The following is a 17,229-nucleotide window of genomic DNA, read 5'->3' as shown; positions in this document are numbered from 1 at the left end:
TGCTGTCTATCGTAAAGGTTTGGCATGGGCGGCAGCCCTAAAAATACTGTTAGTTAACAGTACATTTAGTCCATCTAAATACGCACGGGTAGTAGGCTCTTGAGTAAAACTCACAAGCATACCTTTTCCAAGGGGCTGATGAAGAAGGAAAGGTTTAAACGCCAGTTGTTTCTTGTTTTCTTCCCACAAGTAGCCACTTGCCAAGACTTTTTCAGGACCACTAAACCATGCTAAGTTTTTACCTGAGTTAAGGGTGATGGGTGCATAAATGTCATTGCCAGTTACTAAGGCCACCACATTTTTATTGACCCCTGCTGTCAACCAGTGTTCTTGATCAACTTCTACATTTGCCAAGATACCTGCTACATAATCAGGGTTTTTATCTAGCACTTCACTAGCATCGAGTAAATTTTGTTTCTCAGTAAACAACTGACCTTTTGTCCTTGTCTTGTTTTTATCTGCTGAGGGTTTTTCTGTTTTTTCTTCATAAGCAAACTCTCGCTTCACATCTAATAACGCCACGTCACTGGAGGCAACAAACTGTGTGGCTTTACCAAAAGTCACTAAAACCCCACCATTACCGATCCAGCTTCTTAAGTTATTAATTGCAGATTCACCCAAGTCTTTTTGATAATTACCAGAAGCCAAAATTAGCACCTGATAATTAGCCAAATTCGCCCTAGACAACATATTGGTTCGAATAGCTGTCACCGGATAATTTAACTGCCTTTCAATCACAAAGCGCGTATTTCCAGCACTTTGTGAGTTAACTGGTTCATCCCATGCCATAGCAATGTTGGGGGCACTCATGGTCACTGTATTGCCACTGCCAAAACTGGGACCATCTATTACCCAACTGCTGTCTACTCCCACCACTAATGCACCGGTTTGTTCTGCAAGTTTTGTGACTAAATCTGCATAATCAGCTTTATTTACACGCCTCTCAATAATTAAGCTACCTGCAGCAAAGGCCCGTTTGTCTTCCAATACAAAAGCTTTATCTGCACTTTTTACAACCAAACCTTGTTGCAATGCTGCGGTTAAAAACCTTACTGAGGCCATATCTCCCCACTCAACCAGGAAAGCAACTGAAGCTTGGGGATTCAAAACCTCTCCCTGCAACTTGTGACTTTCTTCGATACTGACACTGTTGGCCTTAATGACTTTGTTGCAAGCATCGGTTTCAATGTTAAACATTAGGGGTAATGACCAAGCTGTTACATCATATATTTCGTCTCTCAACAAACGTGCTCTTCGACGTTCTTGTTCATTAATAAATTTGTCATCCATATTCACTTGTTTAGTGAAAGTCGTTTTCACAAATTTACCTCTTGGTTGCGCTGTATCTATCCAGTATGTGCCCGCAGCATAATCTTTACCGCAGGCTTTAAATGATTCTGTTGCCTGATTGACTTCTACGCCATGACGAGCCATTAAAGTGGCGAGTTTATGGGCTCCAGCTCTGTCCTGCTGAGTTGGCATAATATACACTCGTTCTTTTTTGTCTGCCTTGCCACTTGCAATAGCATCGAGTTGATATTGATAAAAATCTTTCAACAATTTGTCATGGTTATCAGCCACACCTTCGGCTGTGGAAATAGAGGCAACAAAATGTTTATGTACCGTATCTTTGTAAGTTAAACGTTCACCGTTGTTTTTCTTAAAAACCATTCCTCGTGATGAACCTACTTCGTAGGTCGAAGCAGACGCGCCATAATAGATAGGCCAGCTATCACCATAACCAGGGTAAAAGGCGTCGAACACTTCACGGGTATAATAATCAAAACCAAAACTGTCGAAATGTTTGCCATGATTACGACCAATCAAACCAATATTGTCTATTTGGTTTTGGGTCATATGAGGATTATAAGGCTGCGCAGAAGGGGCGAAGAAATAACTCGCATCTCCTCCCATCTCATGTAGATCAACAACCACTAAGGGTCGGTAGTGATTAAGTATCTTTACTCTTCCTGCTGTCTCCGGTTGAGTAATTGCCAACCAATCTCTATTCATATCAAATAAATAGTGGTTAGTGCGCCCTCTGGGCCAAGGTTCATTTTGCTCAGAACTGATGCGGTCACCGCTGTGCTGAAGGCCAACCGTCGCATAATAACGTTGGGTAAATCGCGTTCTACCGTCAGGGTTTTGTAAAGGGTCAATAAACACTATAGTGTTTTTGAGGATCTTTTTGTTAGTGGCTTCATTCGGGGCCGCTAGTAAATGATAAGCCGTCATCATCGCGGCATCAGTGCTACTGATTTCATTGCCGTGTACACCGTATTCTAGCCATACAGAGCTAGGTAGAGTAGTTTTAAGCGCCATTGCTTGCTGCTTATTAGTCACTCTGGGATCTGATAACTTTTGCATGTTTTTTGCAAACCCATCAAGGTCGTTAATTAACTCTGGCGCACCAATGGCGACATAAATCAGTTTTCTACCTTCCCAGGTTTTGCCGTATTCAAACAGCTTGATACGCTCGGGGGCGGCGGTTTCTAAGGCTTCAAAAAAACGTAACATATCTGCATAGTTGGTTATCCGCTCACCCACTTTGTAGCCCAGAACTTGAGAATGCGTAGGAATGTTAGTGTTGTATTGGGTATTGGGCCACATGTCATATTCTTCATTTGCACTAACACTGCTTAGCGACAACCAAGAAATACAGCTAGCCAAAAATAATCTGCCAAAAACAGACGAGCTGTTTTTGATAACGTTAGCAGGCACAAGTAAATTAAAAAGTGGGATCAAAGTAAATTCCTAAAATAGCATCTGGCTGAATTGAGGCTCATCACAAGCCAATAACAAGTATCACTTCGAATACATTAAGGCATATTGTTATTTATATTTGAAGTTATCCATAATAAATCCCAAGGGATTAAGTAAATTTTACTGAATAATTACAGCATGCAATAGTAATTACTTACATACGTTTAATGACTTATAAGTCCGGATGAGTATTAATTAGTCACTCACGGGAGTGGCCTTAACAGCAACAAGTGATTCAGCTTTTCGCTCATCACGCCTTGCCTTTAGCGCCAACATACAAGGTGTGAGTACTAATGTCAGAACAGTTGCAAAAGCCAAACCACCAGCCACAGCGGTAGCAAGTTGCGACCACCACTCAGTTGACGGGCCGCCAATATCGACATTTCGGCCAATAAAGTCGATATTGATCTCTGCCACCATAGGCAATAAGCCTAAAATAGTGGTCACTGTAGTCATCAATACTGGGCGTAATCTCTGAGCTCCGGTACGTAAAATCGCTTCCATCGCAGGTACACCTTCTTTACGTAAAATATTGTAGGTATCAATAAGCACAATGTTGTTATTGACCACTATGCCCGCCAAAGCAATCACCCCTATGCCTGACATCACTATGCCGAAGGGTTTCTGGAAAATAAGTAACCCCAGAAACACGCCTACTGTAGAAAATAACACTGCACTTAAAATGAGAAAGGCCTGATAGAAGCTATTGAACTGAGTCACCAAAATAATCGCCATCACAAACAGAGCAATTAAAAATGCTTTCTCTAAGAACTGGGTCGATTCATCTTGTTCTTCATTTTGCCCTTTGACAGTCAGATTTACTCGAGGATCTAAACCTAAACTGGGTAACTGCTCCTGTAATTTAGGCAGTTCAATACTTAACAACTCACCGGGCACCATATTCGCTTCAACAGATATCACTCTTTGACTATCGATATGTCTGATAAGATCTGTTTTAGGTTTGGCGGTACGCTCTACAAAATTGGAAATGGGTACCATGCCACCAGCCGTTTTCATTCTAAGTTCATCGAGTTTGCCAATAAACCTCGATTCAACTGGATAACGCACCCGAATATCTAACTCATCATCCACATCATCAGGGCGGTACTCGCCAATTTTTAGCCCATTAGTTAAAAATTGTACTGTGCTACCAACCAGAGTGGCATCTGCGCCAAAACGTGCGGCATCGGCACGATTCACCTTAAGTTGCCATTCAATGCCAGGTTTAGAGGCGGTGTCGCTGATAGACGTAAACTTATCGTTATTATCTAACGCAGTACGTATTTTGTGTGCAGCCTCATCTAACAATTCAGGGAAGCGTGAGGACAATTGGATCTGTAAATCTTTACCTGACTGAGGACCACCTTGATCTGGGGATATTTCAATATCCATTCCTGCCATTCCCTTGAGGCGACTCTGGACTTCTTTGAGTACCTCATCAGAATGGGGGCGTAGATGCCAGTCAACTAAATTCAGTCGCAAATACCCTATTTGGTCTTGCCCACCGGTACGTACGTATAAAGTTTCAATGGCAGGCATATCCAGCAATCGATTTTCCACTTTACGCACGACTTGGTCTTTTTCATAAATCGACAGATCTCCCGCACTGCGCACTGTGATATTGATCCCACGCACATCAACATTGGGGAAAAACTGGGTACCTAAACCCGATATGCCATAAGCGGTAAAAGATAAAAAGGCCACCACTATGGCAGTTAATAATATTTTCCAAGGATGCTGAATAGCACTGGCGAGCACGCGAATGTATTTACCAGTAAAACCCTGCAAATTTTTAATATCGCCATTTTCCGCTTCAAGTAATTGCTGTTTGTCGAACTCTGAAACATACCTAGGTTTTCCAAATACCCCGCCTAACACAGGCACAAAAATTAACGCCATCAACAATGACGCCGACAGCACCGCAATCAAGGTAAAAGGTAAATACTTCATAAATTCGCCCATCATGCCGGGCCAGAACATCAAAGGAGCAAAAGCAGCCAAAGTAGTAGCAGTAGAAGCAATAATAGGCCAAGCCATTCGTTGTGCGGCTTTGCTATAGGCCAGCTTTTTATCCATGCCTTCACTCATACAGCGATCGGCATATTCAGTCACCACTATGGCTCCATCTACCAACATACCCACTGCCATAATGAGTGAAAAAAGCACCACTGTATTTAAGGTGTAACCAAATAAAGAAATAATCAAAATACCCGTCAAAAAAGATCCCGGGATAGACACGCCAACTAAAAATGCAGTGCGAAGCCCTAATATAGCCACAATCACAATGGCCACCAAAATAACCGCACTGGATACGTTATTCTGTAGATCGTTTAACATCATATTGACGTCAATGGTTTGATCGCCTGTGTAACTGACATTGATGCTAGCAGGCCAAATGCTTGATTCTTGGGCTGCTGTCACTAATGCCTTCACGTTAGCGACAGTCTGTAACATATTTTCACCTGGGCGCTTTTTCACTTCAAGTGACACAGATGACTGGCCGTTTAAACGGGCAAAACTACTAGGATCTTTATAAGAGCGCCTAACTTGTGCGACATCCTGAAAGGTAATCACACTGTCTCCTTGTACCTTAACAGGCTGCTCCATCACATCTTTCACTGACTCAAACACAGAAGGCACTTTGACCGCAAAACTGCCCTTGCCATTGTCCATAGTGCCGGCTGGCACCAATCGGTTATTACGGGATAACAAATTGAGAATGTCTGTTTGATCGAGTCCATAAGACTCCATCAACAGAGGATCCACTACAATTTCAACAATGTCCTCACGATCGCCGCCAATTTCCACTTCAAGCACTTCACTGATGCCTTCAAGTTGATTCTTTAGCTCGCGAGCCACAGTGACTAATGCCCTTTCTGACACAGGTCCAGATAACACCACAGTCACAGCAGCTTGTTGCCCTGCCATAGTCACTTCATGAATAGTAGGTTCTTCAGTTTCTGAAGGTAATTTTGCTCTAGCAACAGTGACTTTATCTCGCACATCAGCAAGGGCTGCAACAGAATCAAGGCCCGCAATAAATTCTAAGGTGATGCTGGCAAAACCTTCACCGGCAGTAGCGCGCATTTCTTTTACCCCATCAATAGAACGCAACTCACGCTCCATGGGTTTAACCAGCATTCGCTCAGCGTCTTCTGGAGAAATACCGTCGTGCACTATAGACACATAAATAAAGGGGATAGGTACGTCTGGATTCGATTCTTTAGGGATATTCGAATAAGTCACCACCCCCGAAACCAGTAACAATACAAATATCATTAGCACTGTACGGCTATGGCTTAAGGCACCATAAATTAAATTATTCATTAGTTAGCCTTTGAAGAAAGACTATTTGGGGTGTTGGCAGCTTCATCAATGCGTGCAACTTCTACTTTATCCCCTTCGCGCACAAAACCATGGCCAAGGGTAATAATGTCTGCACTTTGGCCCATGCCAGTTAACCACACGCCTTGACTATCACTTTTTACAATATCAATAGGCACAAACTTCACGTGTTCGTTTACAACAATTTTCACACCTAAATTGCCCTGTTCGTCTAACGCCATCACTGCTGGGGAGATACGCATGGCCCAAGTGGTTTCTAGAGGTAAGGCTAATTCGGTGCTCATGCCAGCCATTTGGGAATAATCAGCATTGGGTACTTCTACTTCAATTTTAAAAGTATTGGTACCCAGTTCAGAAATACTCGATATATAACGAATTTTGCCTTGTAACACATCCCCAGACACCGTACGTCCAGTTGCATGTTGCTGAGTTTTAAGTCCTTTTACATTGGCCTCCGTAACATTCGCCGTGATCACCAAGGGATCTAAATCCACTAATTTCGCTACTTGGTCGCCCTCTTTAAGATAATCGCCTACTTCAATAAAACGCTCATTTATAATGCCATCAAAAGGTGCCACTATTTGTGTTCTAGAGACAGCTAATTGGAAGGACACCACATCTGCTTTAGCCATCTCCAAATTGGCAGAAGCTTGGGCTAAGGCCGTTTGTGATTGATAACCTTGTTTACCTAAAGATTCTGCCCCCTTAAGTTCTACTTGCCGTTGTTTTAAGGTGGCTTGGGCAGACTGTAAACGACTTTCGTAATCGCCTTTTTCGAGGCTGATGATTTTTTGGCCTTGACTGACACGCTCACCTTCTTGCACATGCACTGCTGTCACTAAACCTTTTACTTCGGAGCGCAACGTGGCAATGCGATCTGGTTCGGTTCTTCCGTACAAGCTGATTTCACGTGTCACCTGATCAGCGATAATATGTTCTACCGTGACTTTCACTAATGGTATTTCGGTGCTTTTGGGTGTTGCAGATTCATTGTCGTTTTGTGCTTTCAGCATACCTGAAGCTACCCACAAACAAAGGGCAATAAAAATAATCAGCGCAATCCATGCTGGTTGCTGCCTAAGTTTATTGAGTGTAAACGCCATGATTTTTCCGCAATAATGAGCTTGGTCATAATCTACCTGTTTTTTAAGGCAAGATCATGACGAAAATCAGCAATTAAGCAGGGAAAATGTTACTAAATGCTTAGAATGTAACACTAACTTTTTGTGGAAAGTAATCGCACCAGAATTGAATAGCTAAAACAGCGCTATTGTTCTAGCTGATAAATAGCGTCATTAAGGGAATCCATTCTATCGGCTAGCACTGCTTGGGCATCATACAACCCTTGGTTATAATAATGACCGCCCATTTCTTTCGAAATAAAATCCACAAGAAAGTCAGCATCAAATTGACCTAATTCAACTTCTAATTCATCACTCATATATTTTTGTAGCTTTTGGATAAATTGTTGCTTTTGCTGTGCTGAAAATTCAATTTTGGACATACTTAGTCTCACTCTCAATAAAAAAGCCGAGTATGGCATACTCGGCTTACAAGATACTCCCTATAAACTAATTCAACATATCACTTACTGAACCGCCACTTGAAAAGTGTTGTTGACTTACCCGCATACAAGTCTGCAAATACAATTCGTCAATCTCAGTAGCTGACATAAACTTTTCACTAAACCCAGGGTTTGCTGGCTCAATGTGTAATCTGGCACTATTAATAAAGTGCGCAATCAATTCCCTCACATTGTCAGTCCCCATCGCCACACGCATGGTGGTGAGATAAATACCACTCTTAGCTTGTGCCTCTGAGTCCAATTCACTGTGAGAGGTTAATGCGGGGCATAAAACAATAGTATTGTGCTGTCCAATACTCACTTGATGACTAAATGCGGGCTCAAGGGCGTCAAAAAAGCGCACAAAGGTGTCGCGACTAATATCAGTGCCCTGCATATCCACAGTAAATAACGCACAGGGCCAACCGTGGCGCATTTGGGCTTCTCTTAGAGCTGCGTTGGGGTGACCTTCTATGGCATGGCAATTCACATTAAAACTTGGGTGAGAGGCTAAAAACTGACTAAATACAAAAGTATTGATCACCTTTTGCATAATGCGCATCTCTAGGGTTTTCATACCTGTTAATACATCAAAGGCTTTTTCAGAGTCTAAAAAAGCGCCCTTAATGTAATACACATCCCAGAACATGGTTTTTGACCAATGGTAACCGTTTACACAATCACCTTTACCTTGGAACATACGATAGGCTTCGCCAATGACCACACCAGCAGTGGTAGCGCCACTGCCACAAATGTCTTTGGTATAACTGTGTACCACGTAATCGGGGCGTTCGTCCTTATCCTGTCGTTGTAGAGGTTGATGCAATATAGGCGTGGCAAGTGTGGCGTCTAACATCACAATATGCCCTGATGCGTGGGCTATTTTGCTGATCCCGGCCACATCAAGCACGTAACCATGGGGGTTACAGGGAGACTCCATATAGACATGTAAGGCACTCCCAGCATCGAGAGACTTTACATGTTTCGCCTTGGTTTGCTGCATAAAATTAGCAAACTCTTGGGCCGTATACCCATCAAACCACTCAAGTTGTACATTTAGACGATTCTCTCGGGCAAAAAAGTCATGTAATAGTTGATACACCCCGCCGTATACATTGCGGGAGACAATTAACACATCCCCATGGCTTAACACATTTGATAACAGCGCATCAATGGCTGCCATACCTGAGTTAAAGTTCCAAGCTAGATAATCTGCAGAGTATGGCCCTGCCTCTAAGTCAACTATGGCGTTGGCCAAAGAAATATTAGTAGGATTGAGCAAACGGGAATAAATCTGGTGAGTGGACTCTTTACCCTGAAACGCATCATCTACCCATTCAGTGCAGGCGTAAACATAAGTGGCGGTTCTTACCACCACAGGTGTAGCTGAAAAAAGTGCGGTCACATTATCAAACAGCGGATAGTGACTTTTACTGACTTGAGATCCAGATTGTTTGCTTAAGCTTTGATAGGTAGCACGAAACGGGTTTTGTAAGGTGTCGAGGATTTTTGCTATCTGAAAAGACAAAAACTTTTTTGCATTAAAATAGGCAACTTTGTTTTCTTTACTCAAACCTTCAAGGGTTTCGCTGGTGATCTGCCAAAGTTGTTGCATATTGGCTTGTGTGTAATACAAATGCTGTGCAGTATTAAAGAGTGCCTGACCATATTCGCTGTTTTTGTCGATCCCAAAATGGGCCAATTGTTCGTTTGTCAGTTCTTCAATGGTATTGGCTTGTGTGGTGTTTCTTTTTGGCGATAAAATTTTTGCATGTTCGGTGCTAGTGGTAGTAGTGATATCTGTGGCACTCATGTTGTAGTCTCTCCGGATTATAAATCGATACAATGATAATAATCCGAATTTAATTCCAATATAACACCTAATACACAAATATAGTTTCTTTTGTTTATGGATTAGTAATTTATTCTTTACACGGTATCTAATAAGCCTATGCATAATGTCGCCATATTGAGTCGTGATTCAGCGCACTACCAGACACTTTTAAATGCAGCACAATTGCCACAACTAACATTGGTCTTGGTAGACAATAAAGTTGCCGAGACTTTTGATTATGCCCAGGTAGACATTTTATTTGGCGATCCTGATTTGACTGTGCAAGTGCTTAAACAATGCACTCACTTAAAATGGCTGCAATCGACTTGGGCGGGCAACGCTGCGCTTTTTGCGGTGGATAAAAATAATTATCAGCTGTGTGGCGTTAAAGGGGTATTTCAGCAAGCCATGCAAGAATATGTATTTGCCTATTTACTGTATTTTTCCCGTAATTTAAGTGGCTTTAATCAGGCACAAAAAAACACCCGTTGGGCACCACCTAAGTATCAAACATTAGCAGGTAAAACCCTAGGCATAATGGGCGTGGGGAATATAGGTAAAGCCATTGCCAAGATGGCGAAACACTTTTCAATGCAGACTCGTGGCTATACCCGAAGTAGTCAAGATTGCGAATTCATTGACCGTTATTTCAGTTATGACAATGTTCAAGCCTTTGCTGCAGATCTTGATTATCTAGTATGCCTATTACCCCAAAGCAGCGAAACTTCTGGGCTAATAGATCAGCAATTTTTATCCTACTTGCCACTACGCTGCGTATTAATCAATGCAGGACGAGGCTCCACAATAGTCGATAGTGCGTTAATCGATGCCTTACAAAACAAAACATTGCACGCCGCTGTTTTAGATGTATTTTTAGAAGAACCGTTACCAAACACTCATCCTTATTGGCGATTAGATAATCTCTACATAACCCAACACACTGCGGCAGAATCCAAACCAGAAGACATTTTCCCTTTATTCAGGGAGAATTATCACAGATTTATCAATGGAAAAGCCCTTCAGCACGTTTTAGATTTTAATAGGGGCTATTAAATAGTAGTGCTTCAATTAACTTGTGATGACTTGCGGTAAAGTGATTGACGTTAATAGAGCTCAGCATATGAGTAGTGATGATGAAAAATAGGAAAAGAACCACCGAAGAATATATCGTACTATCAATTAGTGGTGCGTCAGCTTTGTGTATTGCACCATTCTTTTTTATTAGAGCATTTCATTCTGAATGGGCCATTGCGCTACTCGATTTATTTACCGTTATATCTACCACTGTTCTTTTTACCTATGTATATAACACAGGTAAAATTCTTGTCGCACGATGGTTATTGGCCTTATTGTGCATTGGCATAGTGGTGGCGACTATTAGTTTAAAAGGTGCACAACAAATTGTGTGGTTGTACCCAGCACTCATAGGCATATTTTTTCTACTTAACCCAAAACAGTCTCTTTTTATTGCCACTGTCATGGTGATCGGGCTAGGTATATTTTTATGGGACCAACTGAATTATATATTTATTGTTCAATACATATTTTCTACCCTGATTACTCTTCTATTTAGCTATGCCTTTGCCGACCGTATGTTGCGCCAACAAACACAACTCAAAGAATTGTCAGTGAAAGACCCATTGACAGGGGCGGGAAATAGACGCGCTATGGAAGAAGAGTTATTGCGCATAACAGAACAAAGTAGTGCCCTGAAACACCACACCCCTTGTCTGATTTTGATTGATTTGGATGAGTTTAAAAAAATTAATGACCAATTTGGACATAGTGTTGGTGATAATATTTTACGTGACTTCGCAGATTTAGCGAGTCAAAAATTGACCCATGACGATCATTTATTCCGGTTTGGTGGTGAAGAGTTTGTGGTGATTTCACACCATAGTAATCTAGAAAAAGCCACTATTTTAGCGGAACTACTTCGAGAGTCCATCGACCAACACAGTTTTGATAATAACCTGCATGTTACCATTTCAATAGGCATTGCCGAGTACAGCCACGATGAGACGGGTTTTGAATGGATAGGACGAGCGGATAAAGCTATGTACAAAGCTAAAAACGCGGGGCGTAATTTATGTTGCGTAGCGGCCTAATCTAAACCGCAAAAATTATGGTTCACCTAGTCTAATAAGGAACCGGAAAAACCGTTCATCTCAATGGGTAATGCCGGATTGTTTAACGTCAATACAGCTCTATCCCGTAACTTTAAACGTTGCACCACATCCCCATGATGTCGCTCAAAAAGTGACTCAAACTCTCCATTTACAATTATCTTATTGAGCCCTGTTTTCACTCGTTGAGCCAATATTGGTTGTGCAGCAGAGACATAAAACACTAAGGGAAATGGATAATAAAGCATTAAGCTTGGTTCAATACTTATGCCTTCCAATGTCGCCACTCGACTAGCATAGATTTCCTCAATTTCATTTACACCTAAGGCAACATAATCAAATGAACCATTCTTTAATCGCAAAAATAAATCGTCTAAGGTTCCCTGCTCAATCACCTTATATTGATTATGGCGAAATAGCTCAGCATCTGCCCAAGTTTGAGGTACACCTATAGATAACGCTTGTAGCTGTTGTGGTGTATTAATCTGCGAAAAACTGGCTAAGGACTCATTTCTGACTAAAAGTAATCGGTAACCCAGCAATCCTTTAGTGAGTGGTTGGGTGATCACCAGTTTTGGTATGTCCTTAAATTTTACATTGCCTGCAACAGTTACCAAAATATCAGCGCCAGTCGCAAAGATATTAGTTTCATCAGCCGCGCGGGGGTAATCAGTATTATCGACCCGCACGTCGACTGCAGCATAATCTTGAGCGGTCACCTCTAAACATGCTTCTAGTAAAGCCAATTCATAATTCTGCCTTGCCGCAGACTTATTACCATTCCAAAAAAATACCTTTTGCATCCGCTTAGTCCTAACAACGACCCAATTGGCCGAATTATGCCCTGTTTATTGTACGCAATGCCGCGGATGTAGAATACAATTTATCTTGAAACGTTACTTAGCATTTTAAACGCAATATACGGACTCAATATGAAATCACATTTTTTGATGACCTCACGATTATTTTCTTCAGTTTTATTTTTGACCCTAAGTGGCCTGTTACTCGCATGTAATCAAGCAACTCAAACACCCGCAGTTGTAAAAGTGGTCAAACAAGATAACCAGTACTCTCTCACCGTCAATGGCCAACCTTATAATGTAAAAGGGGTAGGCTTGGGCTACAAAAATGATGAAAAAGTCATCGCCTTAAAAGAAGCAGGAGGCAATACCTTTCGAACTTGGAATTTAAGCCATATCGAACAAGAACTCGTCATTGCAGAAAAACTCGGTTTAATGGTTGCTGTAGGTATCAAGACGGGTAAAGAATTATTAGGCTTTGATTACAACGACGAAGAAGCGGTGGCCGAACAGTTTAAACAGGTAACCGCTGCCATTGAAAAATACAAAAATCATCCAAATGTATTGATGTGGGTGATTAACAATGAACCTAATTTATTGTTTGACGAACAAGGTAAGTTAAAACAAGTCAACACTAAGGTTTATGCAGCCATGGGTGACATCATCGATTATATTCACAAACATGATCCCAACCATCCAGCAACTTTTAGCCTTGCAGGTGCCAACCCTAAAGATATCGCCCAAGTTTTACAATACGCACCTAATATCGATATTTTATCTGTACAGACTTATGGAGATTTAGTCACATTACCCGCTAGCATCGCCACAAGTAACGTTGATAAGCCATACATGGTGACCGAATTCGGTCCAATGGGACATTGGGAATTACCTACTACTGAATGGGAACGTGAAATAGAAGAGCCAAGTGCAGTAAAAGCAGCGGGCATGGCGAAGCGTATGCAAGATGTCATCCTTGAAGATAAAACCGGTAAAATCATCGGTTCCTTTGCATTTTTCTGGGGACAGAAACAAGAACGTACCCCTACTTGGTACGGTATGTTTAATGAATCGGGCGAACAAACCGCTAGAATTGATGAACTCACCCGGATGTGGACAGGACAATATCCAGCTAATCGCGCTCCTTTGTCAAAAGCCATCTTGATAAATGATAAACAAGCGGTTGAAAATATCCATTTAAAAGCCGGACAACCCGCCACAGTCAAGGTACAAGTGATGGATCCAGATGGTGACCCGCTAACCCATGAATGGGTATTGATGAAAGAAGTCGAGACTCGCAGTCAAGGAGGGCACTTTGAAGCCAAACCTGCCGAATTGGCATTACAAATACTCAAGTCTGATGTTCAAACAGATAGCGTTGAAATGACCTTTAATGCCCCTGATGAAGCCGGGGAGTATCGATTATTTAACTACGCCCATGACGGGAAGAATAAAGTAGGTAATGCAAATATTCCCTTTATGGTTGAGAATTAGTAATAACAAAAGACTAAAATATAGAATTGTTTTAGTCTTTTTACTTTCACGCTAACCATTTTTGGATCATTCATGTCAGATACCCTAGACAATATTGCGCATTTTACCCCAGAACAACGCCTCAGCTACTTAATAAAAGAATGTGTTTCAAACAAACAAGTATGGATACTCACAGACCAAGACGGCTGTGTGATGCTTAATACAGAAGATGAAGATTGCACCCCAGTTTGGCCAAGTGAAGACTTTGCTCAAGCATGGGCTACTGGAGAGTGGTCTGAATGCGAGCCTAAGGCAATTGATTTGAAAACCTGGCATAGCCGTTGGACTCAAGGTTTGGAAGACGACGACGTAGCCATCGCGGTTTTCCCTAGTGAAAATGAAGAAGGGTTGGTCATCTCAGCTCAAGAATTTGATTTTGAACTAAAGACAAAAGCGAAGAAATAACGACGAGCTGAAAGACGAAAGCTATTCACCACAGAGTAAAAGGAGAGCTTCGCTTACACAGAGAAAAGAAACATTTAATTTTCTATACGTCTGTGCGCTCTTTTTGCTCTGTGGTTTAAATTCTTTTGCTCTTATCTTTGTAGTTGGTCGCCAAACGCTACGAGTCGGTCGCCGCGCGATACGAGCTACGCAAAGTTTTTTGTAGGTGGTTTGCCTTATCAAATAAAAACGGCATCATTTTTAAAAAATGATGCCGTTTTTTTATCTTCTTCTTTAAGCTAGCAGCCAGTGGCTCGTAACTGCTTTGCTATTAAGGCTGCAGGTCATTTGTTTCCTCTACAAATTATTAATAAAATAATTCGCTCGCATGGTACTTAAATGCAATGAGGTACCTTTACCTTCAACAATTCCATGGCGTCTATTTGGGTAAGACATCAGGTCAAATTGTTTATTGTGTTTAACTAACTCATTGATTAATCGCTCACTGCCTTGATAGTGCACATTGTCATCACCTGTACCATGCACTAATAATAATTTTCCTTCTAGTTTGGACGCATGAGAAATAGCCGAAACCTGAGTATAATTATCAATATTGTCCGCTAATAAACCTGAATAACGTTCTTGATAAATGGAGTCATACAACTTCTTATCAGGTACTGGAGCCTGAGACACACCCACTTTAAACACATCTGGATGTCTAAACATCAAGTTTAGCGTTAAAGATCCGCCACCAGAATGCCCCCAAACACCTACGCGGTCACAGTCGATATACTGCCACTGGGCGCACATGGCGGTGATAGCATCTGACTGATCTTGCGTTTCTAAGCTACCGTCGCCAGCGTAAATAGAGCGTCTCCAATCATGACCTCTAGGTGCTGCTGTCCCACGGTTGTCAATGGAAGAAATAATAAATCCTTGCTGTGCCATCATGATGCCCCACATGCCTCGGTTACCTTGCCAAGCATCGCGCACGGTTTGGCCAGCTGGTTCACCATATACATAATGGATTAAAGGATACTTTTTGCTTTTGTCTAGTCCAGCGGGGCGCAACATATACCCATCTAGTCGTAAGCCGTCTTGGGCTTTTACGCTGTAAAATTCAACGTCACCTATGTTTAACTCAGCGAGTTTTGCAACAAGCGCGGCGTTATCCTCAAGTACATGATGTGCTTTGTGATCAGGCAGTGAAATTAAGCTATAAACCGGTGGCGACAAAAACGCAGAATGAGTGTGTATCGCCCAACTTGAATCAGCAGATATTCTATAAGAATTGCTGCCACTATATTGACTTGGCGTAACCTGCTCCATCTTACCGCTGCCGTCTAAACGCGTGCGCTGCAAATATCGTTGCGATACATTGTCTGGAGACGCTATAAAATACAACCACCCATTTTGTTCATCAACTGAAACCAGTTCAGTGACATCGAACTCCCCTGGAGTCAGATCTTGATATTTTTTACCATCGCGAGATACACGATAGACGTGCTTCCAACCATCTCTTTCACTCTGCCAAATAAAATCATCTGAGTTTTTAAGCCACTTAGGCTCAATCATCAATTCAATAAAGGTGTCTTCTTTTTCAGTTAAGAATCGCTCAGCTTTTCCGGTATCAGCATCTGCGTAAAACAAGGTATTAGTATCCTGTTTACGATTGAATTGCTGGATCAATAACTGTTCACTGTTATTAGCCCAGTCCATACGTGGCACATACATGTCTTTGGCTATACCTGGTAGTTCTACCCACTGAGTTTTTGGCTTATCTAGACTAACAACACCAATACGTGCAGCCGCATTTTCCTCACCAACTTTTGGGTAAGGAATAGCAGTCACTTCAGGATAAAGCGTGTCGGTGTTATTGATAATCAAAAAGTCTTTAGCTGCATGGGTATCCATTTGCCAAAAAGCGATTCGCTTACTATCTGGGCTCCAACGGAATCCATCACGAATAGAGAACTCTTCTTCATAAGCCCAATCGAATAATCCATTGATGATGGTATTTGAAGCATCAGTGGTTAATGCCTTCACTTCTCGGGTCTTTAGGTCTTGCGCATAGATATTGTTTTTCCATACATAAGCAAACTTCAAACCATCGGGTGAAAATTTACCAAACATCATTTCAGCTGGCGCTGATTGTTCGCCACCTAATTGCCACAACTCATTGGTCTTAAGATCACGAACCCAATAATCGCCACGGTCTTTTCTGCGCCAAACGTACTTGGCATTGGTGTATATTAATATTTTCGACTTATCTTTAGACCACTGATAATCGTCTACTGCTAGCGCTTTGTCAGTGCCTGCTGGAATAAGTTGTTTTAGGGGTAATAATACAGTGCGTTCTAAAGTAGCTGGGTCGTATTTTACGATTTCCTCATACACTTTGATGTCATCGCCGTATTGATCTTTTTCAAGTTTGGCGTCTTCATAACCTGGTGCCGTTTCTAAGGCGCTATAACTGGCGCCTTCATCTAACCAGCGCACTGTTCCTGGACGTTTGGCGTTATATTCCCAGTCTCCGTATATGGCTTCATTGGTTAACTTTACGCCATTTTCAAGCGGTTCTTTATTCAAATTATGACTTCCTACGCAGGCAGTTAATGTGCCCAAGACGGCTACAAGCGTCGTGACACTTTTAAAACGAGTAAATCTATTCATATATGTTTCCCAGTACGACTAATTTTATATTTTATTATTTTAGATCAACAACTTAAGATAAAAGCCATTGACTTTAAGCAGCAGTATACAGCTTAATAAGACGAAAATAAAAACTATCAGGTAGAAGAGCCTATGCAGTTTGTCGCTAAAATAAAAGCTATTTACCACAGAGCAAAAGGAGGGCTGACGCTGCACAGAGAAAAGATTTAT

At 41.7% G+C, this 17,229-nt stretch carries 11 protein-coding genes; 4 read left to right on the top strand and 7 right to left on the bottom strand.

What is annotated here, in order from left to right; genetic code table 11:
- Window positions 1–6 precede the first annotated feature (6 nt).
- The 5 genes from AAC000_RS18180 to AAC000_RS18160 form a co-directional block, all read right to left on the bottom strand.
- On the bottom strand, window positions 7–2,745 hold the full coding sequence (locus AAC000_RS18180; RefSeq protein ID WP_339724708.1) for a M14 metallopeptidase family protein: 2,739 nt from the start codon (window positions 2,743–2,745) through the stop codon (window positions 7–9).
- A 213-nt stretch (window positions 2,746–2,958) separates the two neighbouring features.
- Complete coding sequence (locus AAC000_RS18175; protein ID WP_339724707.1) at window positions 2,959–6,090, bottom strand: efflux RND transporter permease subunit; 3,132 nt, start codon at window positions 6,088–6,090, stop codon at window positions 2,959–2,961.
- Window positions 6,090–7,211 carry an efflux RND transporter periplasmic adaptor subunit gene (locus AAC000_RS18170; protein ID WP_339724705.1) on the bottom strand — a complete coding sequence of 374 codons (1,122 nt, stop codon included), beginning with the start codon at window positions 7,209–7,211 and terminating at the stop codon, window positions 6,090–6,092. Before AAC000_RS18170 ends, AAC000_RS18175 begins: the two co-directional genes overlap by 1 nt.
- Window positions 7,212–7,375: 164 nt before the next feature.
- Window positions 7,376–7,612 (bottom strand): DUF2164 domain-containing protein, encoded by a 237-nt coding sequence (locus AAC000_RS18165; protein WP_339724702.1) that lies wholly within the window; start codon window positions 7,610–7,612, stop codon window positions 7,376–7,378.
- A 67-nt stretch (window positions 7,613–7,679) separates the two neighbouring features.
- On the bottom strand, window positions 7,680–9,485 hold the full coding sequence (locus AAC000_RS18160) for a PLP-dependent transferase (RefSeq protein WP_339724701.1): 1,806 nt from the start codon (window positions 9,483–9,485) through the stop codon (window positions 7,680–7,682).
- A 138-nt stretch (window positions 9,486–9,623) separates the two neighbouring features.
- On the opposite strand from AAC000_RS18160, the gene AAC000_RS18155 reads away from it, so the two are divergent.
- Entirely contained in the window at window positions 9,624–10,559 is a 936-nt protein-coding gene (locus AAC000_RS18155) for a D-2-hydroxyacid dehydrogenase (RefSeq protein WP_339724699.1), read from the top strand.
- 77 nt (window positions 10,560–10,636) lie between these two features.
- Window positions 10,637–11,614, top strand: a complete 978-nt coding sequence (locus AAC000_RS18150; RefSeq protein ID WP_339724697.1) for a GGDEF domain-containing protein — start codon at window positions 10,637–10,639, stop codon at window positions 11,612–11,614.
- A gap of 26 nt (window positions 11,615–11,640) precedes the next feature.
- Here AAC000_RS18150 and AAC000_RS18145 read toward each other — a convergent pair whose 3' ends face one another.
- Window positions 11,641–12,435: a hypothetical protein gene (locus AAC000_RS18145; protein ID WP_339724695.1), complete on the bottom strand. Its 795-nt coding sequence runs from the start codon at window positions 12,433–12,435 to the stop codon at window positions 11,641–11,643.
- Window positions 12,436–12,564: 129 nt separating this feature from the next.
- Between AAC000_RS18145 and AAC000_RS18140 the strand changes: the two genes are divergently transcribed.
- On the top strand, window positions 12,565–13,923 hold the full coding sequence (locus tag AAC000_RS18140) for a glycoside hydrolase family 2 TIM barrel-domain containing protein (RefSeq protein ID WP_339724693.1): 1,359 nt from the start codon (window positions 12,565–12,567) through the stop codon (window positions 13,921–13,923).
- Window positions 13,924–13,995: 72 nt separating this feature from the next.
- A complete protein-coding gene (locus tag AAC000_RS18135; RefSeq protein ID WP_339724692.1) occupies window positions 13,996–14,367 on the top strand; it encodes a DUF2750 domain-containing protein in 372 nt (123 codons plus the stop codon).
- A gap of 336 nt (window positions 14,368–14,703) precedes the next feature.
- Here AAC000_RS18135 and AAC000_RS18130 read toward each other — a convergent pair whose 3' ends face one another.
- A complete protein-coding gene (locus AAC000_RS18130) occupies window positions 14,704–17,019 on the bottom strand; it encodes a DPP IV N-terminal domain-containing protein (RefSeq protein ID WP_339724690.1) in 2,316 nt (771 codons plus the stop codon).
- Between the last annotated feature and the right edge of the window lie 210 nt (window positions 17,020–17,229).

This window comes from uncultured Paraglaciecola sp. (assembly GCF_963977085.1).
In the GTDB taxonomy this organism is placed as follows: domain Bacteria; phylum Pseudomonadota; class Gammaproteobacteria; order Enterobacterales; family Alteromonadaceae; genus Paraglaciecola.
Note: the sequence above shows the minus strand (reverse complement) of the source record. Positions and strands in the feature narration are given on the sequence as shown.

What these genes read in the sequence shown, in the direction of transcription:
- AAC000_RS18175 (WP_339724707.1), bottom strand. Translation starts at nt 6,090, where the DNA reads ATGAATAATTTAATTTATGGTGCCTTAAGCCATAGCCGTACAGTGCTA.
- AAC000_RS18170 (WP_339724705.1), bottom strand. Translation starts at nt 7,211, where the DNA reads ATGGCGTTTACACTCAATAAACTTAGGCAGCAACCAGCATGGATTGCG.
- AAC000_RS18165 (WP_339724702.1), bottom strand. Translation starts at nt 7,612, where the DNA reads ATGTCCAAAATTGAATTTTCAGCACAGCAAAAGCAACAATTTATCCAA.
- AAC000_RS18160 (WP_339724701.1), bottom strand. Translation starts at nt 9,485, where the DNA reads ATGAGTGCCACAGATATCACTACTACCACTAGCACCGAACATGCAAAA.
- AAC000_RS18155 (WP_339724699.1), top strand. Translation starts at nt 9,624, where the DNA reads ATGCATAATGTCGCCATATTGAGTCGTGATTCAGCGCACTACCAGACA.
- AAC000_RS18150 (WP_339724697.1), top strand. Translation starts at nt 10,637, where the DNA reads ATGATGAAAAATAGGAAAAGAACCACCGAAGAATATATCGTACTATCA.
- AAC000_RS18145 (WP_339724695.1), bottom strand. Translation starts at nt 12,435, where the DNA reads ATGCAAAAGGTATTTTTTTGGAATGGTAATAAGTCTGCGGCAAGGCAG.
- AAC000_RS18140 (WP_339724693.1), top strand. Translation starts at nt 12,565, where the DNA reads ATGAAATCACATTTTTTGATGACCTCACGATTATTTTCTTCAGTTTTA.
- AAC000_RS18135 (WP_339724692.1), top strand. Translation starts at nt 13,996, where the DNA reads ATGTCAGATACCCTAGACAATATTGCGCATTTTACCCCAGAACAACGC.
- AAC000_RS18130 (WP_339724690.1), bottom strand. Translation starts at nt 17,019, where the DNA reads ATGAATAGATTTACTCGTTTTAAAAGTGTCACGACGCTTGTAGCCGTC.